The sequence below is a fragment of the Streptomyces sp. R35 genome, from assembly GCF_041053035.1.
GTDB lineage: Bacteria > Actinomycetota > Actinomycetes > Streptomycetales > Streptomycetaceae > Streptomyces > Streptomyces lutosisoli.
Genome location: NZ_CP163440.1, coordinates 3,064,478 through 3,085,326, shown reverse-complemented (window position 1 = coordinate 3,085,326; position 20,849 = coordinate 3,064,478). Strand labels below are relative to the sequence as shown.

20 protein-coding genes are annotated in these 20,849 nt (G+C 68.2%); 14 read left to right on the top strand and 6 right to left on the bottom strand.

All coding sequences use genetic code 11. The features are described 5' to 3' along the window. Positions 1–79 precede the first annotated feature (79 nt). Positions 80–706: a DUF3043 domain-containing protein gene (locus tag AB5J50_RS14300; RefSeq protein WP_327428121.1), complete on the bottom strand. Its 627-nt coding sequence runs from the start codon at positions 704–706 to the stop codon at positions 80–82. A gap of 269 nt (positions 707–975) precedes the next feature. Between AB5J50_RS14300 and AB5J50_RS14295 the strand changes: the two genes are divergently transcribed. The 4 genes from AB5J50_RS14295 (at position 976) to AB5J50_RS14280 (ending at position 4,291) form a co-directional block, all read left to right on the top strand. Further along, the gene (locus AB5J50_RS14295; protein WP_327434976.1) at positions 976–1,764 is read left to right on the top strand and encodes a PspA/IM30 family protein; all 789 of its coding nucleotides are present in this window, start codon (positions 976–978) and stop codon (positions 1,762–1,764) included. 39 nt (positions 1,765–1,803) lie between these two features. Then, the gene (locus tag AB5J50_RS14290; RefSeq protein ID WP_369258075.1) at positions 1,804–2,082 is read left to right on the top strand and encodes a hypothetical protein; all 279 of its coding nucleotides are present in this window, start codon (positions 1,804–1,806) and stop codon (positions 2,080–2,082) included. A gap of 308 nt (positions 2,083–2,390) precedes the next feature. After that, a complete protein-coding gene (locus tag AB5J50_RS14285; RefSeq protein WP_369258073.1) occupies positions 2,391–3,611 on the top strand; it encodes a sensor histidine kinase in 1,221 nt (406 codons plus the stop codon). After that, entirely contained in the window at positions 3,608–4,291 is a 684-nt protein-coding gene (locus AB5J50_RS14280) for a response regulator transcription factor (protein ID WP_327428118.1), read from the top strand. The genes AB5J50_RS14285 and AB5J50_RS14280 overlap by 4 nt, the downstream gene beginning before the upstream one ends. A gap of 85 nt (positions 4,292–4,376) precedes the next feature. On the opposite strand, the gene nadA is transcribed toward AB5J50_RS14280, so the two are convergent. Continuing rightward, positions 4,377–5,561, bottom strand: coding sequence for a quinolinate synthase NadA (nadA, locus tag AB5J50_RS14275; RefSeq protein ID WP_327428117.1), 1,185 nt, complete (start codon positions 5,559–5,561; stop codon positions 4,377–4,379). Positions 5,562–5,862: 301 nt separating this feature from the next. Here nadA and AB5J50_RS14270 point away from each other — a divergent pair, with 301 nt between their 5' ends. Continuing rightward, entirely contained in the window at positions 5,863–6,219 is a 357-nt protein-coding gene (locus tag AB5J50_RS14270) for an iron-sulfur cluster assembly accessory protein (RefSeq protein ID WP_030582488.1), read from the top strand. Between the two features lie 190 nt (positions 6,220–6,409). On the opposite strand, the gene AB5J50_RS14265 is transcribed toward AB5J50_RS14270, so the two are convergent. After that, complete coding sequence (locus tag AB5J50_RS14265) at positions 6,410–8,002, bottom strand: hypothetical protein (protein WP_369258070.1); 1,593 nt, start codon at positions 8,000–8,002, stop codon at positions 6,410–6,412. Between the two features lie 185 nt (positions 8,003–8,187). Then, on the bottom strand, positions 8,188–8,409 hold the full coding sequence (locus AB5J50_RS14260) for a hypothetical protein (RefSeq protein ID WP_369258068.1): 222 nt from the start codon (positions 8,407–8,409) through the stop codon (positions 8,188–8,190). 134 nt (positions 8,410–8,543) lie between these two features. Between AB5J50_RS14260 and AB5J50_RS14255 the strand changes: the two genes are divergently transcribed. Continuing rightward, on the top strand, positions 8,544–9,518 hold the full coding sequence (locus AB5J50_RS14255) for a carbohydrate kinase family protein (protein ID WP_369258066.1): 975 nt from the start codon (positions 8,544–8,546) through the stop codon (positions 9,516–9,518). 52 nt (positions 9,519–9,570) lie between these two features. Here the strand turns inward: AB5J50_RS14255 and AB5J50_RS14250 are convergent, their stop codons facing one another. Beyond that, positions 9,571–10,953: a cysteine desulfurase/sulfurtransferase TusA family protein gene (locus AB5J50_RS14250; protein ID WP_369258064.1), complete on the bottom strand. Its 1,383-nt coding sequence runs from the start codon at positions 10,951–10,953 to the stop codon at positions 9,571–9,573. Positions 10,954–11,325: 372 nt separating this feature from the next. On the opposite strand from AB5J50_RS14250, the gene coxB reads away from it, so the two are divergent. The 4 genes from coxB (at position 11,326) to AB5J50_RS14230 (ending at position 15,822) form a co-directional block, all read left to right on the top strand. After that, positions 11,326–12,291, top strand: coding sequence for a cytochrome c oxidase subunit II (gene coxB / locus AB5J50_RS14245; protein ID WP_369258062.1), 966 nt, complete (start codon positions 11,326–11,328; stop codon positions 12,289–12,291). After that, the gene (ctaD, locus tag AB5J50_RS14240; protein WP_327428111.1) at positions 12,288–14,024 is read left to right on the top strand and encodes a cytochrome c oxidase subunit I; all 1,737 of its coding nucleotides are present in this window, start codon (positions 12,288–12,290) and stop codon (positions 14,022–14,024) included. Before coxB ends, ctaD begins: the two co-directional genes overlap by 4 nt. Then, entirely contained in the window at positions 14,021–14,419 is a 399-nt protein-coding gene (locus AB5J50_RS14235) for a cytochrome c oxidase subunit 4 (protein ID WP_369258060.1), read from the top strand. The genes ctaD and AB5J50_RS14235 overlap by 4 nt, the downstream gene beginning before the upstream one ends. A gap of 131 nt (positions 14,420–14,550) precedes the next feature. Beyond that, on the top strand, positions 14,551–15,822 hold the full coding sequence (locus tag AB5J50_RS14230) for an Ig-like domain-containing protein (protein ID WP_369258058.1): 1,272 nt from the start codon (positions 14,551–14,553) through the stop codon (positions 15,820–15,822). A 122-nt stretch (positions 15,823–15,944) separates the two neighbouring features. Here the strand turns inward: AB5J50_RS14230 and AB5J50_RS14225 are convergent, their stop codons facing one another. After that, on the bottom strand, positions 15,945–16,346 hold the full coding sequence (locus AB5J50_RS14225) for a hypothetical protein (RefSeq protein ID WP_369258056.1): 402 nt from the start codon (positions 16,344–16,346) through the stop codon (positions 15,945–15,947). A gap of 178 nt (positions 16,347–16,524) precedes the next feature. Between AB5J50_RS14225 and AB5J50_RS14220 the strand changes: the two genes are divergently transcribed. The 4 genes from AB5J50_RS14220 to AB5J50_RS14205 all read left to right on the top strand — a co-directional run bounded on the left by AB5J50_RS14220 (position 16,525) and on the right by AB5J50_RS14205 (position 20,723). Then, on the top strand, positions 16,525–17,145 hold the full coding sequence (locus AB5J50_RS14220) for a heme-copper oxidase subunit III (protein ID WP_327428107.1): 621 nt from the start codon (positions 16,525–16,527) through the stop codon (positions 17,143–17,145). Between the two features lie 64 nt (positions 17,146–17,209). Next, positions 17,210–18,019: a c-type cytochrome gene (locus AB5J50_RS14215; protein ID WP_369258053.1), complete on the top strand. Its 810-nt coding sequence runs from the start codon at positions 17,210–17,212 to the stop codon at positions 18,017–18,019. Beyond that, the gene (locus tag AB5J50_RS14210) at positions 18,016–19,089 is read left to right on the top strand and encodes a Rieske 2Fe-2S domain-containing protein (RefSeq protein WP_369258051.1); all 1,074 of its coding nucleotides are present in this window, start codon (positions 18,016–18,018) and stop codon (positions 19,087–19,089) included. Before AB5J50_RS14215 ends, AB5J50_RS14210 begins: the two co-directional genes overlap by 4 nt. Continuing rightward, a complete protein-coding gene (locus AB5J50_RS14205; protein ID WP_369258049.1) occupies positions 19,086–20,723 on the top strand; it encodes a cytochrome bc complex cytochrome b subunit in 1,638 nt (545 codons plus the stop codon). The genes AB5J50_RS14210 and AB5J50_RS14205 overlap by 4 nt, the downstream gene beginning before the upstream one ends. Positions 20,724–20,849 lie beyond the last annotated feature (126 nt).

Genomic DNA, 20,849 nt, shown 5'->3' with positions numbered 1-20,849 from the left:
TCCTGTCGTACGACATCACGCAGGCCGCCCAGCTTGTTCAGCCAGGCATCCGCCGCGCCCCCGGAGAAAGACGTCGTGCTCAGGGCCGCTCTCCGCGCTTGACCTGCGGCTTCGGCAGCCGGAGTCGACGCATCTGGAGCGTGCGCATCAGCGCGTAGGCAACCGCGCCCTTCTTGTTCGCTTCGGGGAAGCGCGTGTTGAGCTGCTTCTTCAGGCGGATCGCGATACCGACCGAATCGACCACGATCAGCACGATCACCACGAGCCACAGCAGCAGCGCGATGTTCTGCAGCGAGCCGATCCGCACCATGCTCATCACGAGGATGACCACGGCCAGCGGCAGGAAGAACTCGGCGATGCAGAACCGCGAGTCCACGAAGTCACGCGCGAACTTCCGCACCGGCCCCTTGTCGCGGGCGGGCAGATAGCGCTCGTCACCACTGGCCAGCGCCTGGCGCTGCCTCTCCATCTGCGTACGGCGGTCGTCGCGCTGGCGCTTGGCCGCCTCCTTGCGCGTCGTCGGCGTATTGGCCACGCTGCGACGCTGGGTCTGGGCCTCACTGCGCTTGGGCGTGGGGCGGCCCTTGGGGGCCTGCGGGTCACGGGTCTGCTTGGAGTCGGTCACCGGCGCCTTGTCGGCGGGGGCCTTCTCTTCCTTGGCACGGCTACGGAACACAAAACCCAAGGGTACGGGGTTCGGGGGCATGGACGTCATTCGAGTGGGGAACGATCCGGCAACGCCGTGCGTCTGTAGTGGGACAAGGGGGACGCCCCGCGCGGGGGAGACACGGAGGGGCCGAGGGGGAGACCCCGGGGCTCACCTACTCCCTACGCCGGAGCGGTGCCGTACGCAGTCGTCCTTGGGGATGAGCGCATCCGTCCCCGAACAGTGCGGTAATGGATGCAGGGCCCGTACTGTGGGTTCTGTTGCAGTACCTGGAGCTGGAGTCCGTCAGAAGGGGGCGCGCGAAGCCCATGAGCGGTGTCATGAAGCGTATGGGGATGATCTTCCGCGCGAAGGCGAACAAGGCCCTTGACCGGGCCGAGGACCCGCGCGAAACCCTCGATTACTCGTACCAGAAGCAGCTGGAGCTGCTGCAGAAGGTGCGCCGCGGTGTCGCGGATGTGGCGACCAGCCGCAAGCGCCTCGAACTGCAGCTGAACCAGCTCCAGAACCAGTCCACCAAGCTGGAGGACCAGGGCCGCAAGGCGCTCGCGCTCGGCCGCGAGGACCTGGCCCGTGAGGCGCTGTCACGCCGTGCCGCGCTCCAGCAGCAGGTCACCGACCTGGAGACGCAGCACCAGACCCTCCAGGGCGAGGAGGAGAAGCTCACCCTCGCGGCCCAGCGGCTCCAGGCGAAGGTCGACGCCTTCCGCACCAAGAAGGAAACGATCAAGGCGACCTACACGGCTGCCCAGGCGCAGACCCGCATCGGCGAGGCCTTCTCCGGCATCTCCGAGGAGATGGGCGACGTCGGCATGGCCATCCAGCGTGCCGAGGACAAGACCGCGCAGCTCCAGGCGCGCGCCGGCGCCATCGACGAGCTGCTCGCCTCCGGAGCCCTCGACGACCAGTCCGGTCTGGCCAAGGACGACATCCAGAGCGAGCTGGACCGGCTCTCCGGTGGTACGGATGTAGAGCTGGAGCTGCAGCGCATGAAGGCGGAGCTGGCCGGTGGGTCCTCGTCGCAGCAGGCGATCGAGGGCGGCACGGGGCAGTCCCAGTCGCAGTCCCAGGACACTCCACGCTTCGACAAGCAGTGAGTGACCGACTGATCGGTTCCCACGCCTGAGGAGGGCGACATGATCGTACGGATCATGGGGGAGGGGCAGGTGAGGCTGGACGACAGCCACCTCACCGAACTGAACAAGCTGGACGACGAGCTGCTCGCCGAAATGGAGAGCGGCGACGAGTCCGGCTTCCGCCGCACCCTGAACACCCTCCTGGACGCGGTACGCCGTCTTGGCACCCCACTCCCCGACGACGCCCTCGAACCCTCGGAACTCATCCTGCCCTCCCCCGACGCCACCCTCGAAGGGGTCCGGGAGCTGCTGAGTGACGAGGGCCTGATCCCCGGCTGACCCCGACGCCGAGCGTTTCTCGCCCCCGCCGCCCCTACCCGTCCCATCCCTGGGGGCTGCGCCCCCAGACCCCCTAAAAGATTGCGCAGTTCCCCGCGCCCCTGAAAAACGGGGGGCGGGCGCGGGACAGCGGGGCGAAGCCCCGCTTTTTAGGGGCGCGGGGAACTGCGCGACCAGCCCCCACCCACCCGCACCCGACATACAACCCATGGGACGGGTAGGGGGCGGCGGGGGTCGAAGGAACCCTCGCCGGGCTGCGGCGGACGTACCCGTTCCAAGCCCCGCAGGGCCCCCGTACCGTTGACGCCGTGAGCACCCTAGAGCGCACGAGGGACTGGCCCCGCGCCCACCCCCTCGCCCTGGACGCCGCCCTCGCCGCAGGCGTCCTCGCCAGCATGGTCGCCGGCTCCTTCGTCGACCCCCACGGCGAGCACGGCGCAGCCTGGGGAGCCCGCACCCCGAACGCCCTCAGCCTCACCCTGATGGTGCTCGGCGCCGCGGCCCTGGTCTTCCGCCGCCGCGCCCCGATGACGGTCCTCGCGGCGACGGGAGCCGTCTCCCTGGTCGAGCTGGCCACCGGTGACCCCAGAGCCCCGGTGGCGATGTCCGCCGTCGTCGCCCTCTTCACCGTCGCCTCCGCCACCGACCGCCCCACGACCTGGCGCGTCGGACTGGTCACCATGACCGTGCTGACCGCGGTCGCGATGCTCGCCGGCCCGATGCCCTGGTACGCCCAGGAAAACCTCGGCATCTTCGCCTGGACCGGCATGGCCGCCGCGGCCGGCGACGCCGTACGGAGCCGTCGCGCCTTCGTGCACGCCATCAAGGAGCGTGCCGAACGCGCCGAACGCACCCGCGAGGAAGAGGCCCGCCGCCGCGTCGCCGAGGAGCGGCTGCGGATCGCCCGCGATCTGCACGACGTCGTCGCCCATCACATCGCCCTGGTGAACGTCCAGGCGGGCGTCGCCGCCCACGTCATGGACAAGCGGCCGGACCAGGCCAAGGAAGCCCTCGCGCACGTCCGCGAGGCCAGTCGCTCCGCCCTGAACGAACTCCGCGCCACCGTAGGCCTGTTGCGTCAGTCCGGCGACCCCGAGGCGCCCACCGAGCCCGCCCCCGGCCTCGCCCGTCTCGACGAGCTCGCCGACACCTTCCGCAATGCGGGCCTCCCCGTCGAGGTGGCCCGCTGCGACCACGGCGTCAGCCTTCCCGCGGCCGTCGACCTCGCCGCGTACCGCGTCATCCAGGAAGCCCTCACCAATGTGCAGAAGCACGCGGGCCCGCAGGCGAAGGCCGAGGTCAGCGTCGTACGCGTAGGACCGAATGTGGAAGTCACCGTGCTCGACAACGGGCCCGGGCAGGACGACGGGCCGGAGGAGGGCGGCGGGCACGGGCTGCTCGGCATGCGTGAGCGGGTGACGGCGCTCGGCGGCAGCTGTACGGCCGGTCCCCGGTACGGAGGCGGCTTCCGGGTCCATGCGATCCTTCCGGTCAAGAACCGCACGTCTGCCAGGGGGGACTCCGTATGACCATCCGTGTCCTGCTCGCCGACGACCAGGCACTGTTGCGCAGCGCCTTCCGCGTACTCGTCGACTCCGAGCCCGACATGGAGGTCGTCGGGGAGGCGTCCGACGGCGCGGAGGCCGTGCGGCTGACGCGGGACGAGCGCGCCGATGTGGTGCTGATGGACATCCGGATGCCGGGGACCGACGGGCTCGCCGCCACGCGGCTGATCACCGCCGACCCGGGGCTCGCGCACGTACGGGTGGTCATGCTGACGACCTTCGAGGTCGACGAGTACGTGGTGCAGTCGCTGCGGGCCGGGGCGTCCGGGTTCCTCGGGAAGGGGGCCGAGCCCGAGGAGCTGCTGAACGCCATCCGGATCGCCGCCGGTGGCGAGGCGCTGCTGTCGCCGGCGGCCACCAAGGGGCTGATCGCCAAGTTCCTCGCCCAGGGCGACGGTTTGGACGAGGAGCGGGATCCCGCCCGCGCCGAGCGGCTCGACGCGCTCACCGGGCGCGAGCGCGAGGTGCTCGTCCAGGTCGCGGGCGGTCATTCGAACGACGAGATCGCCGAGCGGCTGGAAGTCAGCCCGCTGACCGTGAAAACGCACGTCAACCGGGCCATGGCGAAGCTCGGTGCGCGCGACCGTGCGCAACTGGTGGTCATCGCGTACGAGTCCGGGCTGGTCCGCCCAAGAGTGGACTGAGCTCCACAGCTTTACAGCGGTGTCGCATGACGAAGGGGCGCCCCTCAGCCGGAGGAGCGCCCCTTTCGCGTACGCACCACCAGGTCTACGGAAGCGCCAGCATCCGCTCAAGTGCCAGCTTGGCGAACTGTTCCGTCTCGCGGTCCACCTCGATGCGGTTGACCAGGTTGCCCTCGGCGAGGGACTCCAGGGTCCACACCAGGTGGGGCAGGTCGATGCGGTTCATCGTCGAGCAGAAGCAGACCGTCTTGTCGAGGAAGACGATCTCCTTGCCCTCGGGCGCGAAACGGTTCGCAAGGCGCCGGACCAGGTTCAGCTCCGTGCCGATCGCCCACTTCGAGCCGGCCGGCGCGGCTTCGAGGGCCTTGATGATGTACTCCGTGGAACCCACGTAGTCCGCCGCCGCGACGACCTCGTTCTTGCACTCGGGGTGGACGAGCACGTTCACGCCGGGGATCCGCTCGCGGACGTCGTTCACCGAGTCCAGCGAGAAGCGGCCGTGGACGGAGCAGTGGCCCCGCCACAGGATCATCTTCGCGTCCCGCAGCTGCTCCGCCGTCAGGCCGCCGTTGGGCTTGTGCGGGTTGTACAGGACGCAGTCGTCGAGGGACATGCCCATGTCGCGCACGGCGGTGTTGCGGCCGAGGTGCTGGTCGGGCAGGAAGAGCACCTTCGACCCCTGCTCGAAGGCCCACTCCAGTGCCCGCTGAGCATTCGACGAGGTACAGATCGTGCCGCCGTGCTTGCCCGTGAACGCCTTGATGTCCGCGGACGAGTTCATGTACGAGACGGGGACGACCTGCTCGGCTATCCCGGCCTCGGTCAGCACGTCCCAGCACTCGGCGACCTGCTCGGCGGTGGCCATGTCGGCCATCGAGCAGCCGGCCGCGAGATCCGGCAGCACGACCTTCTGGTCGTCGCTCGTCAGGATGTCCGCCGACTCCGCCATGAAGTGCACACCGCAGAACACGATGTACTCGGCCTCCGGGCGCGCCGCCGCGTCCCGGGCCAGCTTGAAGGAGTCGCCCGTGACGTCCGCGAACTGGATGACCTCGTCGCGCTGGTAGTGGTGGCCGAGGACGAAGACCTTGTCCCCGAGCTTCTCCTTGGCCGCGCGGGCGCGCTCCACCAGGTCCGGGTCGGACGGGGAGGGCAGGTCGCCGGGGCACTCGACGCCGCGCTCGCTCCTCGGGTCGGCCTCGCGGCCGAGCAGCAGCAGGGCGAGGGGCGTCGGCTGTACGTCGAGCTCCTGGGTCTGGGCGGTGGTCACGACACGCACCCTTTCTGTTCTGCGGCTCGCCGGGCCCGTAAGTGCGCGGGTCCGGCGGAACGATGCCTTTTCGTCGAATTGACGCTATCTATCATAACCGCTTCACGTCACGTTGACGATGTCCATAGCGTCGATGTGACGTGAATCCTGGAGGGTTGTCCACAGGACGCTGTCCGTGCTCTGGCGCATGTGCGAGCATGATGAAGAAGCGAAGAAAACGCGCTTGGCCCGGAATGAATTCGAGGCCCTGCCGGTTGCAATCGTCGCCAAGCAGTCTCCGTACAACCCGGGAGAGATGTAGATGTCCGTATCGGACGAGACCAGCACCGTCACCGACGGCATCATCCTGTCTGACGCCGCTGCGGCGAAGGTCAAGGCCCTGCTCGACCAGGAAGGCCGCGACGATCTGGCGCTGCGCGTCGCCGTCCAGCCCGGCGGCTGCTCCGGCCTGCGCTACCAGCTCTTCTTCGACGAGCGCTCCCTCGACGGCGATGTCGTCAAGGACTTCGGCGGCGTCAAGGTCGTCACCGACCGCATGAGCGCCCCGTACCTGGGCGGCGCCTCCATCGACTTCGTGGACACCATCGAGAAGCAGGGCTTCACGATCGACAACCCGAACGCGACGGGCTCCTGCGCCTGCGGCGACTCCTTCAGCTAAGCCCGTAGCGCACAGCCGCATACGCACGAAGGCGGCGTCCCCCTCCGACAGGGACGCCGCCTTCGCGTATCCGGAGCCGCCGCCGCGCCCGTCACAGGGGCCACGGCGCATGCGCCCGCTCCTGCGGCTGTGCAGACTTCGGGGACAGCGACGGCTACTGCGGCTGCGTCGGCCTCTGGGACAGCGACGGCTACTGCGGCTGCGTCGACTTCTGGGCCGACGACGGCGACTGCAGCGAGGCGCCGGGCACCTTGCCCTCCGGGATCTCCTTGCCGTCCGATCCCACGACCTGGCGATCGCCCAGCGGCTTGTCCAGATGCACGGTCTTCTCGTAGATCTTGGCGATCAGGATGCAGATCTTGCCCTGCCAGGGATGCTCGGTCACCGTGACGGTCACCTTGTCGGAGCTCTCGCTCGCCGAGACCGAGTAGTCGGCGCACACCCCGCCGGTGAAGCTGACCGTCAGATCCTGCCCGTCGACGGTGTAGCCCTGCACCGTGACGTCACGCGCGGTCGGCGCCGCGGTCGGTTCGTCGCCCGGCGCGGTCGGCGACGGGCTCGGCACGACGGTCGGTGTCCCGCTGGGCTCCGGCGAGGTCAGGTACTGCGGGTCGACCGCAGGATGGGTCACCGTGAAGCCGCTGTCCGCACCCTGCGGCCGTACCTGGAACAGCCAGGACGGCACCAGGGCCGCCCGCCCGTTCGCATAGTGCGTCGCCAGCCCGAAGACGGCCTTCTCGACGGCCACCGACTCCGGCGCCGGCGTCACCGTCGGGTGCTCGCACGGCATCTCGTCGCGGTCCTTCAGCGGTACGGGACTGGCGCAGCCGCCGATGCCCTTGCGTCCGCCGCCTTCCACGGACGCCGACCCGTTCATCAGGTCCAGCGTCTTCTGGGCGCTGATGACGGGGTATGTGTCGCCCTTCACCGGTGTCTTCAGCCGGCCGCTGCCGCTGAAGACCTTGCCCTCGGAGTTGACCTGGAGGCCGGTGGTCCAGCCGTACGTCGGCAGGCCGCCCACCGTCGGATCCGCGTTCACCACCCGGACCCGGTCATCGTTCATGAGCTGGCTCGCGTCCAGCTTCGCGTCGTCCTGACCGACGGCCTTCAGTACCGGAGCGGCCGCCTTCTTGGCCTCGTCCTCGCTCACCGCGGCCGGACGCAGCCCGGCCAGACCGCTGGAGCCGACGGGGACACAGCGCTTGCCCTTGGGGCAGTTGTCGGTCCCCGGAATGTATGAGCTGAACGTCCAGGTCCCCGGCGCCTTCAGGCTCACCCGCAGGTTCGGTTCCGCACCGTCCTTCGTGGAACCGACCGTCCAGCTGTCCCCGACCAGCCTCGGTGTGCCCTCCAGTTCGAGGGCCTTCGCGAGCCGGGCCACCTCGGCCTTCGTCACCTCGCCCTTCGCCCAGTACACGGGCGCCGAGCCCGGGCCGCCGGGCAGTTTGCCGTCCGCGTGGTAGGTCGCCCCGTACGGGTTGGGCTCACCGGGCGCGATGCCTGCCGTACCGCCGGTACCGCTGCTCGCGGTGCCCTCGGAATAGCCGTCGAGGGCGAGGGGCGGGGGAGTGGCGTCGCCACCGGGGATCCCGGAATGGCCGTTCCCGCCGCTTGACGCGGTCGCGGCGAAATACGCCCCGCCGCCCCCGACCAGCAGGACCGCGGCCGCGACCGAGGCGATGACCACCGGGGAATGCCGGCGGCGCGGCTTGTCCTGCCCGGCGCCCTCGGCGGGACCCTCGGCGGGTTCGGTCGCGTCGTTGTCGGGTCGCTCGGTGCTCACCGCATCGCTCCTTCGGCTCCACTGCTGTCCCATGACCCGGCCCTGTCAAAAAGGGGCACTGAAGGGTCGTATACCGCATCCCCTTTACAGGGGACAGCGATGGGACGCAGCGGGGGAGCGCACGGTTCCCTGCGGGCGCTCTCCGAATTCCCCCGTTCGGCGTCGCCCGTTCGGCCCTGCCCGGATCAGTCGCCGTAGTCGGACATCGCGTCCAGCAGTCGCGCGGAGGTGGGCGGCACGGTCACCCCGTGGATGAGTGAGGGGGAGACGGGGCGGGTGGTGACCGGGGCGGGTGCCGACCAGTGCCCGGCCATCCGGGCGCAGTCGCCGCGCAGGGAGGCCAGATCGCCTTCCAGGTCGCTTCCCAGGTCGAGCGGAGTGGAGCCGTGGACCTTGAGGTTCGTCATACCGGAACCGTATGCACCGTTGCCGTCACGAAGAAAGATCTACTATCGGGTAGTTTTGCCCGCTTCAACGGGTCCGCGCGGACCGGGTAGCGTGAACTGTCAATCCCCTCCCCTCGCAGGAGCGTGTCCTAGCCGTGCGTATCGCAGTCACCGGCTCCATCGCCACCGACCACCTCATGACCTTCCCCGGCCGTTTCGCCGACCAGCTGGTCGCGGACCAGCTGCACACGGTCTCCCTCTCTTTCCTGGTCGACAACCTCGACGTACGCCGGGGCGGGGTCGGCGCGAACATCGCCTTCGGCATGGGTCAGCTCGGCACCCGGCCGATCCTGGTCGGGGCGGCGGGCTCCGACTTCGACGAGTACCGCGCGTGGCTGGACCGCCACGGCGTGGACACCGACTCGGTCCGCATCTCCGAGGTGCTGCACACCGCGCGCTTCGTGTGCACCACCGACGCCGACCACAACCAGATCGGCTCGTTCTACACGGGCGCGATGAGCGAGGCCCGGCTCATCGAGCTCAAGGCCGTCGCGGACCGGGTCGGCGGCCTCGACCTCGTCCTGATCGGCGCGGACGACCCCGAGGCGATGCTCCGCCACACCGAGGAGTGCCGCTCCCGCTCGATCCCCTTCTCCGCCGACTTCTCGCAGCAGATCGCCCGGATGAACGGCGACGAGATCCGGATACTGCTCGACGGGGCGACGTACCTCTTCTCCAACGAGTACGAGAAGGGGCTCATCGAGTCGAAGACCGGCTGGACGGACGAAGAGATCCTGTCCAAGGTCGGCCACCGCGTGACCACCCTCGGCGCGCAGGGCGTGCGCATCGAGCGCGCCGGCGAGGAGCCGATCGAGGTCGGCTGCCCGGAGGAGGAGCGCAAGGCCGACCCGACCGGTGTCGGCGACGCGTTCCGCGCGGGCTTCCTCTCCGGCCTCGCCTGGGGCGTCTCCCTGGAGCGCGCCGCCCAGGTCGGCTGCATGCTCGCCACGCTGGTCATCGAGACGGTCGGCACCCAGGAGTACCAGCTCCGCCGCGCCCACTTCATGGACCGCTTCACCAAGGCGTACGGGCATGAGGCCGCCGCCGAGGTCCAGGCTCACCTGGCCTAGCCAGGTCCCGGGCACACGTGTCCTGGCGAGGCCCCAGGGTCACCTGGCCTGTCTAGGACACCCGGCGGACCACATATGCCGAGCCGTGGTCCGCCGGCTCCTCCCCGACGTACTCCTGCCCCCGCATCTCGCACCACGCCGGGATGTCGAGGCGGGCCGCCTCGTCGTCCGACAGGACGCGGACCGTGCCGCCGACCGGGACGTCGCCGATCACCTTGGCCAGCTCGATGACGGGGATGGGGCAGCGCTTGCCCAGCGCGTTCACCACGAGGGTGTCCGAGGCGGCGGGGGTCTTCGGCGCCTCCACCGGGGCGCCCAGCTTTTCGCGGACCGCCGACACCGTGCCCGGGAGGACGGACAGGAAGCGGTCGACGTCCTCTTCCGGGGTACCCGGCGGCAGCGACACACGGACGTTGCCCTCACTCAGCACGCCCATCGCCTTCAGCACATGGCTGGGGGTCAGCGTGCTGCTCGTGCACGACGAACCGGAGGAGACCGAGAAGCCCGCCCGGTCCAGCTCGTGGAGCAGAGTCTCTCCGTCGACATAGAGACAGGAGAAGGTGACGATGCCGGGCACGCGCCGGGCCGGGTCGCCGACCACCTCCACGTCCGGGACCAGCTCGGGCACCCGTACCCGGATCCGGTCCGTCAGTTCCCGCAGCCGCGCGGCCTCCTCGGCCGCCTCCGCGCGGTCGGCCCGCAGTGCCGCCGCCGCGGCCACGATCCCGGGGATGTTCTCGAACCCGGCCGCCCGCCCCGACTCCCGCTCGTCCGCGGGCCCTTGGGGAGCGAACCGCACCCCCTTGCGGACGACGAGAAGCCCGACCCCCGAAGGCCCGCCCCATTTGTGGGCACTTGCCGTGAGCAGCGACCAGTCGCCCTCGACGCGGCCCCACCCCAGCGACTGCGCGGCGTCCACCAGCAGCGGCACCCCCGCCGCCCGGCACACCTCCGCGACCTGGGCCACCGGCTGCTCCGTGCCCACCTCGTGGTTGGCCGACTGGAGACAGGCGAGCGCCGTGTCGGGGCGGAGCGCGGCGGCGTACGCCTCGACGGAGACGGCACCGGTGCGCTCCACCGGGACCTGCGTCAACGTCCCGCCGTCCGCCTCGTGGACCTCTGCCGAATGGAGCACCGAAGAGTGTTCGACGGCTGACACGATCAGGTGGCGTCCCACGCGCCGCCGGCCCGCGAGAGCGCCCGCGATCCCGGAGTGGACCGCCCGCGTACCGGACGAGGTGAAAACCAGCTCGTCCGCCCGGCACCCCACCGCATCGGCCGCCGCCTCCCGCGCGGCGTCGAGCAACAGCCGGGCCCGCCGCCCCTCCCGGTAGAGACGGGCAGGGTCGGCCCACCCCTCATCCAGCGAGGCCTGCAAGGCCTGCCGGGCAACGGGATGCAGGGGAGCGGCGGAAGCGGCATCGAAGTAGGACACACAACAACGCTAAAGCCCCGGCTCAGCACAGCGCCCCCGTAAGGGGCGCGGGGCTGTGACATGTGCGGCTCCGCCGCGCGGGCGCGATCAGCCACAGAGCACCCGCACTCGCCGATCCACCCGCACCCCCGAGCTACGAGGCGCCCCCCCCCCCCCCCAACCCCCCGTCAGATCCCCCCGGAACACCAAGTTCCACCCCTTCTGAGTGACCCGCGGCGCGTTAGGCACCCTCCCCGCGCGACCCCAAATAGCGTCCAGTAGGGTTTGGTCCGCATAAACATCCAAACCCCTGCCCGTGTGCCAGGGCGGCGAGCGACCAGCGAGAAGGGCCGTAGCCAACCAGCGCGGGCGAGACTCTCGGGAAGGCGCTACGTGAGTCCCAACGGCTCCGACCGCTCGCCGCGGCGCCCGATGCGGCGGAAGCTGCTGCAGGCAATGACTGCGGGCCTGGTCCTGGCGACAGCCACCGGTTGCTCGTACAACTGGGAAGACTTCCCCCGCCTTGGTATGCCCACTCCGGTCACAGAAGAGGCTCCGCGGATCCTCTCCCTCTGGCAGGGCTCGTGGGCGGCCGCGCTCGCCACGGGCGTGCTGGTCTGGGGCCTGATCCTGTGGGCGACCATCTTCCATCGGCGCAGCCGCACCAAGGTCGAAGTTCCTCCGCAGACCCGGTACAACATGCCCATCGAGGCGCTCTACACGGTGGTCCCGCTGATCATCGTCTCGGTGCTGTTCTACTTCACCGCCCGCGACGAGACGAAGCTCCTCAGCCTCTCCCCGAAGCCCGACGTCACGGTCAACGTGGTCGGCTTCCAGTGGAGCTGGGGCTTCAACTACATCGCGGACGTCCCCGGTTCCACCGGTAACGCGAAGACCAACCCGAACCTGGCCGCCATTCCGGACCGGTTCAAGAAGGACTTCCCGGCGAACGCCGGCGGTGTCTACGACGTCGGTACGCCCGGCACGAAGAACCCGCAGACGGGCAACCCCGGTCCGACCCTCTGGCTCCCCAAGGGCAAGACGGTCCGCTTCGTCCTCACTTCGCGTGACGTCATCCACTCCTTCTGGGTGGTGCCGTTCCTCATGAAGCAGGACGTCATCCCGGGCCACACCAACTCCTTCCAGGTGACCCCCAACAGGGAGGGCACCTTCATGGGCAAGTGCGCCGAACTCTGCGGCGTCGACCACTCCCGGATGCTCTTCAACGTGAAGGTCGTCTCCCCCGAGCGGTATGAGGCCCACCTCAAGCAGCTCGCGGCGAAGGGACAGACCGGTTACGTCCCGGCCGGCATTGAGCAGACGGGCCACGAGAAGAACCGGGAGACGAACAACCTGTGAGCATCCTCAACGAACCTCAGGGTGCCGCCGAAACCGAAGACTCGTACGAGAACGAGCTGCCGGTTCGGCGCAAGCAGCCCGGCGCCGTCGTGATCAAGTGGCTCACCACCACTGACCACAAGACGATCGGCACGCTGTATCTGGTCACGTCGTTCGCGTTCTTCTGCATCGGCGGCGTCATGGCGCTGCTCATGCGCGCCGAGCTCGCCCGGCCCGGTCTGCAGATCATGTCGAACGAGCAGTTCAACCAGGCGTTCACGATGCACGGCACGATCATGCTGCTGATGTTCGCGACGCCGCTGTTCGCCGGTTTCGCGAACTGGATCATGCCGCTGCAGATCGGCGCGCCCGACGTGGCGTTCCCGCGGCTGAACATGTTCGCCTACTGGCTCTACCTGTTCGGCTCGCTCATCGCGGTCGGTGGCTTCCTCACCCCGCAGGGCGCGGCCGACTTCGGCTGGTTCGCCTACAGCCCGCTGTCGGACGCGGTCCGCTCGCCGGGCATCGGCGCCGACATGTGGATCATGGGTCTGGCCTTCTCCGGCTTCGGCACGATCCTGGGCTCGGTCAACTTCATCACCACGATCATCTGCATGCGCGCTCCCGGCATGACGATGTTCCGTATGCCGATCTTCGTGTGGAACGTGCTGCTGACCGGTGTGCTGGTCCTGCTCGCCTTCCCGGTCCTCGCGGCCGCGCTGTTCGCCCTGGAGGCGGACCGCAAGTTCGGTGCCCACGTCTTCGACGCGGCAAATGGCGGAGCCCTACTCTGGCAACACCTCTTCTGGTTCTTCGGCCATCCAGAGGTGTACATCATCGCCTTGCCGTTCTTCGGGATCATTTCCGAAGTGATCCCAGTGTTCTCACGCAAGCCGATGTTCGGCTACATGGGCCTCATCGCGGCCACCATCTCCATCGCCGGCCTGTCCGTGACCGTGTGGGCCCACCACATGTACGTCACCGGCGGAGTGCTGCTGCCGTTCTTCTCCTTCATGACGTTCCTGATCGCCGTGCCAACAGGCGTGAAGTTCTTCAACTGGATCGGAACGATGTGGAAGGGGTCCCTGAGTTTCGAGACCCCGATGCTCTGGGCCACCGGCTTCCTGATCACCTTCACCTTCGGTGGTCTGACGGGTGTCATCCTGGCCTCGCCGCCGATGGACTTCCACGTCTCCGACTCGTACTTCGTGGTGGCGCACTTCCACTACGTGGTCTTCGGCACCGTGGTGTTCGCGATGTTCTCCGGCTTCCACTTCTGGTGGCCGAAGATGACGGGCAAGATGCTCGACGAGCGTCTCGGCAAGATCACCTTCTGGACGCTGTTCGTGGGCTTCCACGGCACGTTCCTCGTCCAGCACTGGCTGGGTGCGGAGGGTATGCCGCGTCGTTACGCGGACTACCTCGCGGCCGACGGGTTCACCGCCCTGAACACGATCTCGACGATCTCCTCGTTCCTGCTCGGCCTGTCGATCCTGCCGTTCCTCTACAACGTGTGGAAGACGGCCAAGTACGGCAAGAAGGTCGAGGTCGACGACCCGTGGGGTTACGGCCGTTCGCTGGAGTGGGCCACCTCGTGCCCGCCGCCGCGGCACAACTTCCTCACCCTGCCGCGGATCCGTTCCGAATCCCCGGCGTTCGACCTGCACCACCCGGAGATCGCCGCTCTCGAACAGCTTGAGAGCGCCGGTCACGGTTCGTCGGCCCTGACTGGTGGCAAGGAGGCCGGCAAGTGAAGATCCAAGGCAAGATGTTCATCTGGCTGGCTCTCTTCATCCTCATCATGGGGATCGTCTACGGCGTGTGGTCCAAGGAGCCGGCCGGCACCACGGCCCTCTTCATGGGCTTCGGCCTGAGCATGATGATCGGCTACTACCTGGCCTTCACGGCCCGGCGGGTCGACGCGCTGGCGCAGGACAACAAGGAGGCCGACGTCGCGGACGAGGCCGGCGAGGTGGGCTTCTTCAGCCCGCACAGCTGGCAGCCGCTCGCGCTCGGTGTCGGTGGCGCGCTCGCCTTCCTGGGCGTGGTCTTCGGCTGGTGGCTGCTCTTCTTCTCGCTCCCGATCATCATGATCGGCCTGTGGGGCTGGGTCTTCGAGTACTACCGCGGTGAGAACCGCACTCAGTAACACGCGTTGAAACACGAGGGAGCCCGGACACTCCGCCAGGAGGGTCCGGGCTCCCTCTTTTGCCACGCCTCATGTCCCTCACACGGCTCACTCGCCGCGCCGTAGTTGACGGGCGTTCATAGCGTGAGGTCATGAACCTCTCACCGCGAATCTGCACGGTCGTCAGCTGCACCACGCTGGTGGTCGCACTCGGCGCCGGTGTCACCGCCTGTGGATCGGGCGACCAGCCGCTCTCGGCGAAGCCGTACGACGCGGCGGGGCAGATCTCCTTCAACAGCCCCACCAGCGACGGCGGCAAGGCCGTCAAGGTGGACCCCGACAAGCCGCTGGAAATCCTCGCCACGGGCGACGACGGGCGTATCACCGACGTCACGGCGATAGATGCCTCGGGGCGCTATGTCTCGGGTGAACTCGCCGCGGACGGCAGCCGCTGGCACAGCACCTCGCCGCTGGCCGCGGGCGTCCACTACACGGTGCGGGTGAGCACCGAGGACGGGGACGGCGCCCCCGGCCGCAAGGTCCTCGAGTTCGACACCGGCACCCCCAAGACCCGGCAGGTGGTGAACGTCAAGTTCGGGCCGGAGGCGGGCACGTACGGCGTCGGCCAGCCCGTCACGGCCGAACTCAGTGTCCCCGTCAAGGACCAGGCCTCCCGCGCGATCGTCGAACGCGCCCTCAAGGTCGACTCCACACCCTCCGTGGAGGGCGCCTGGCACTGGGTGGACGACAAGACACTGCACTACCGTCCCAAGGAGTACTGGCCGACGGACGCCACCATCGAGGCACACAGCAACCTCGCGGGCATCAAGATCGGCGAGCGCCTCTGGGGCGGCAACGCCAAATCCCTGAAGCTCACCACGGGCGACCAGCTCATCGCCGTCACGGACGCCGCCGCGCACGCCATGACCGTCTACCGCAACGGCCAACAGATCAAGCGGATCCCGGTCACCACCGGCAAGCCCGGCTTCGAGACCCGCAACGGCGTCAAGGTCGTACTGAGCAAGGAGTACCTCGTACGCATGCGCGGCACCACCATCGGCATCGCCGAGGGCAGCTCCGACTCGTACGACCTGCCCGTCTACTACGCCACCCGCGTCACCTGGAGCGGCGAGTACGTGCACGCGGCCCCCTGGTCCGTGGGCAACCAGGGGTACGCCAACGTCAGCCACGGCTGCACAGGGATGAGCACCAGCAACGCCGAGTGGTTCTTCAACAACGTGCGCGCCGGCGACATCGTGAAGGTCCAGAACTCCAACGGCAAGACCATGGACCCCTTCGGCAACGGCTTCGGCGACTGGAACCTCGACTGGACGAAGTGGCGCAACGGCAGCGCCCTGGTAGGCGGCATCCCCGACGGCCCGCCCCCGCAGGACAGGGCCAGACTGCGCCCCGAGTCAGTGTGAGCCGGACGCCCGCTCCCGCGCCCCGTCAGGGGCGCGGGGCTGTGACGTGTGCGGCTCCGCCGCGTGGGCGCGAGCAACCACAACCGGCCCGCGGACGCCGTAGAGCATGGCGCCCCGAGCTCTCAGGCGCCCAAGAGAGCCTTCGTACGCAGCAGAGAGGCCAGAGAGGCGGCAAACTCCACCGGATCCACCGGCAGGGTCACCGCCGCGTCCGCACGGCTCCACGTGGCCAGCCAGGCGTCCTGGGGCCGCCCGATGAGCACCAGCACGGGCGGGCAGTTGAAGATCTCGTCCTTGATCTGCCGGCACACCCCCATGCCCCCCAACGGCACGGCCTCGCCGTCCAGCACGCAGACGTCGATCCCGCCCTTGTCCAGCTCCGTGATGACGGCGGCAGGCGTCGCGCACTCGACGAACTCGACCTGGGGGACATCAGCGGCAGGCCTGCGCCCCGTCGCCAGCCGTACCTGCTCTCGGGTGTTGGAGTCGTCGCTGTAGACCAGCACCGTGGCGGTCGGCTGCATTGTTCCTCCGCGTCTTTGGTCGGGAACTCGTGGTACCGATGGCGCGGATGCTACTCCTCCGGACACCTCGTCAACACCGGTTCGGACACCGCTTCGATGGGCCATACGGGCTGGACACACCCCATCAACACTCCGAACGGCACCCCCCGGGGTGAGGGCGGGATAAGCGACCGACATAATGTCGGTCGTGGCGACAGCAACGACAGTAGAAACCGGGCACGCGCACCCGTCGGTCAATCGGCCGAACCTCACCAGCGTCGGAACCATCATCTGGCTGAGTTCCGAGCTGATGTTCTTCGCGGCCCTCTTCGCGATGTACTTCACCCTGCGATCGGTGACCGGGCCGGAACACTGGAAGGAAATGGCGTCCAGCCTGAACTTCCCGTTCTCCGCGACGAACACCACGATCCTGGTGCTCTCCTCCCTGACCTGCCAGCTCGGCGTGTTCGCCGCCGAGCGCGGGGACGTGAAGAAGCTCAGGATGTGGTTCTCCGTCACCTTCATCATGGGCGCGATCTTCATCGGCGGTCAGGTCTTCGAGTACACCGAGCTGGTCAAGAAGGACGGGCTCTCGCTCTCCTCGGACCCGTACGGCTCGGTGTTCTACCTGACCACCGGCTTCCACGGCCTGCACGTGACGGGCGGCCTCATCGCCTTCCTGCTGGTCCTCGGCCGCACCTACGCGGCCAAGAGGTTCACTCACGAGCAGGCGACCGCGGCCATCGTCGTGTCCTACTACTGGCACTTCGTCGATGTCGTCTGGATCGGCCTCTTCGCCACGATCTACATGATCAAGTAATCGGGCCCACCGCCCGAAACATCCAGAAGCATCGACGCTGAAGATCCTGACACCGGGGTAATCCGTGAAAAAGCTCTCCGCACGACGACGCCATCCGCTGGCGGCGGTCGTCGTCCTACTCCTCGCGCTGGCGGCCACCGGGGGGCTGTACGCCGCGTTCGCACCCGCGAGCAAGGCGCAGGCCGATGACACCGCCCAGTCCCTCGCCATCGACGAGGGCAAGAAGCTCTACGCCGTAGGCTGCGCCAGCTGCCATGGCACCGGCGGTCAGGGCACCTCCGACGGTCCGAGCCTCGTAGGGGTCGGCGCCGCGGCGGTCGACTTCCAGGTCGGCACCGGCCGTATGCCGGCCCAGCAGCCGGGCGCGCAGATCCCGAAGAAGAAGGTCATCTACTCGCAGGACGAGATCGACCTGCTCGCGGGGTACATCGCCTCGCTCGGTGCCGGTCCCTCGGTCCCGACGAAGAGCCAGGTCGACCCCGCGGACGGGGACATCGCCAAGGGTGGCGAGCTCTTCCGCACCAACTGCGCCCAGTGCCACAACTTCACCGGCAAGGGCGGCGCGCTGACGCACGGCAAGTTCGCGCCGGACCTGGAGGGTGTCGACCCGAAGCACATCTACGAGGCCATGCAGACCGGCCCGCAGAACATGCCGTCCTTCCCCGACACCACGCTGTCGGAGAAGAACAAGAAGGACATCATCGCGTACCTCGACGCGGTCAACGGTGACGACACCGAGAACCCCGGCGGTCTCGAACTGGGCGGCCTCGGGCCGGTCACCGAGGGTCTGTTCGCCTGGATCTTCGGGCTCGGCGCCCTGATCGCCGTCGCCGTCTGGGTCGCCGCTCGGACCGCAAAGGCCAAGAAGTCATGAGTAGCCAAGACATTCCAGAAGAGAACGTGCCTGCTGAGCGGGCCACCGACGAAGATGCGCACGGTCAGGGCGCGGTAGCCGTCGCGGACGAGACGAACCCGTTCGCGGACCCCGGTCTGCCGCCCCACGAGCACCGCATCCAGGACATCGACGAGCGGGCCGCCAAGCGGTCCGAGCGCGTGGTCGCCTTCCTGTTCACGCTGTCGATGCTGGCCACCGTCGCCTTCATCGCCTCGTACGTGGCGATCCCGAACGACAAGTCGATCTTTGTCTTCCCGATCGGGCACATCAGCGCGCTGAACTTCGCGCTGGGTCTGACGCTCGGTGTGGCGCTGTTCTCGATCGGCGCGGGCGCGGTCCACTGGGCCCGCACCCTGATGTCCGACGTGGAGATTGCCGACGAGCGTCACGCGATCTCGGCGGAGCCCGAGGTCAAGGCCAAGGTCCTGGCCGACTTCAAGCAGGGCGCCAAGGAGTCCGCGCTCGGCCGCCGCAAGCTGGTCCGCAACACGATGTTCGGCGCGCTGGCCCTGTTCCCGCTCTCCGGCGTCATGCTGCTGCGCGACCTCGGTCCGCTGCCCGGCACGAAGCTGCGCCACACGATCTGGTCCAAGGGCAAGCTGCTCGTCAACATGAACACGAACGAGCCGCTGCGTCCCTCGGACATCGCCGTCGGGTCGCTCACCTTCGTCAAGCCCGAGGGCCTGGAGGAGGACGACGAGGACTTCCAGACGCAGATCGCCAAGGCGGCCACGATGATCGTCCGGCTGCAGCCGGACAACATCAAGGACAAGCAAGAACTCGAGTGGTCCTACCAGGGGATCGTGGCCTACTCGAAGATCTGCACCCACGTCGGTTGCCCGATCTCCCTGTACGAGCAGCAGACGCACCACGTCCTCTGCCCGTGCCACCAGTCCACCTTCGACCTCTCCGACGGTGCCCGAGTCATCTTCGGCCCGGCCGGTCACCCCCTGCCGCAGCTGCGCATCGGTGTGAACGACGAGGGCTACCTCGAGGCGCTCGGCGACTTCGAAGAGCCCGTCGGTCCTGCATTCTGGGAGCGCGGATGAGCACTGCGACCACTTCCGACTCGCGCTCGCGCGAGAAGGCACCCGCCGGTGAGCGGGTAGCCGACTGGGCCGACGGCCGCCTGGGGATCTACTCCCTGGCCAAGTCCAACATGCGCAAGATCTTCCCCGACCACTGGTCGTTCATGTTGGGTGAGGTCTGCCTCTACAGCTTCATCATCATCATCCTCACGGGTGTGTATCTGACGCTGTTCTTCCACCCGTCGATGAACGAGGTGACGTACAACGGCAGCTATGTCCCGCTCCAGGGACAGCTGATGTCGGAGGCGTTCAACTCGACCATGCACATCTCCTTCGATGTGCGCGGTGGTCTGCTGATCCGGCAGATCCACCACTGGGCGGCGCTGATCTTCCTCGCCGGCATGTTCGTGCACATGATGCGCGTGTTCTTCACGGGTGCGTTCCGCAAGCCCCGTGAGGTCAACTGGCTGTTCGGCTTCCTGCTGTTCGTCCTGGGCATGTTCACCGGCTTCACCGGTTACTCGCTCCCGGACGACCTGCTCTCCGGCACCGGTGTCCGCTTCATGGAGGGCGCGGTCCTGTCCGTGCCGATCGTCGGCACGTACCTCTCGTTCTTCCTCTTCGGCGGCGAGTTCCCGGGCGGCGACTTCGTGGCCCGCTTCTACTCGGTCCACATCCTGCTGCTGCCGGGCATCATGCTCGGCCTGGTGGTCGGCCACCTGATCCTGGTCTTCTACCACAAGCACACGCAGTTCGCGGGCCCCGGACGCAGCAACAAGAACGTCGTCGGCATGCCTCTCCTTCCGGTCTACATGGCCAAGGCCGGCGGCTTCTTCTTCCTGGTCTTCGGTGCCATCGCGGCCATCGCGGCCATCGCTCAGATCAACCCGATCTGGGCCATGGGCCCCTACCGGCCGGACCAGGTCTCCACCGGTGCCCAGCCCGACTGGTACATGGGCTTCTCCGAGGGCCTGATCCGCTTCATGCCGGGTTGGGAGATCAACCTCTGGGGCCACACGCTCGTCCTGGGCGTGTTCATCCCGCTGGTGATCTTCCCGCTGGTGCTGGTCGCGATCGCGGTCTACCCGTTCATCGAGGCCTGGGTCACCGGCGACCAGCGCGAGCACCACATCCTGGACCGCCCGCGCAACGCACCGACGCGTACGGGTGTCGGCGTCGCGTGGATCACCCTGTACATGGGGCTGCTGATCGGTGGTGGCAACGACCTCTGGGCCACGCACTTCCACCTCTCGATCAACACGGTCACCTGGTTCGTCCGGATCTTCTTCTTCGTCGGACCGGTCCTCGCGTTCCTCATCACCAAGCGGATCTGCCTCGGCCTCCAGCGCCGCGACCGGGACAAGGTGCTGCACGGTCGTGAGTCGGGCATCATCAAGCGCCTGCCGCACGGTGAGTTCATCGAGGTCCACGAGCCGCTTCCGCAGTCGGCGCTGCACGCCCTCACGGCGCACGAGCAGTACAAGCCGGCCGAGATCGGCCCGACGGTCGACGAGAACGGTGTCGAGCGCAAGGTGCCGGGCACGCAGCGGCTGCGCGCCAAGCTCAGCGAGGGCTTCTACGGGGACGACAACCAGATCCCCAAGCCCACCGTCGAGGAGTACAAGGAGATCACGAGCGGCCACGGCCACCACTGATCCTCTGACCGATCGTCATTGATCGCCACGGCAAGAGCCCTCGTCCAGTGCATGGACGGGGGCTCTTTGCCGTCCCCGGGCCTGGATAGGGTGTTCTCATCCACAAGGAGTCCCACAAGGACCCAC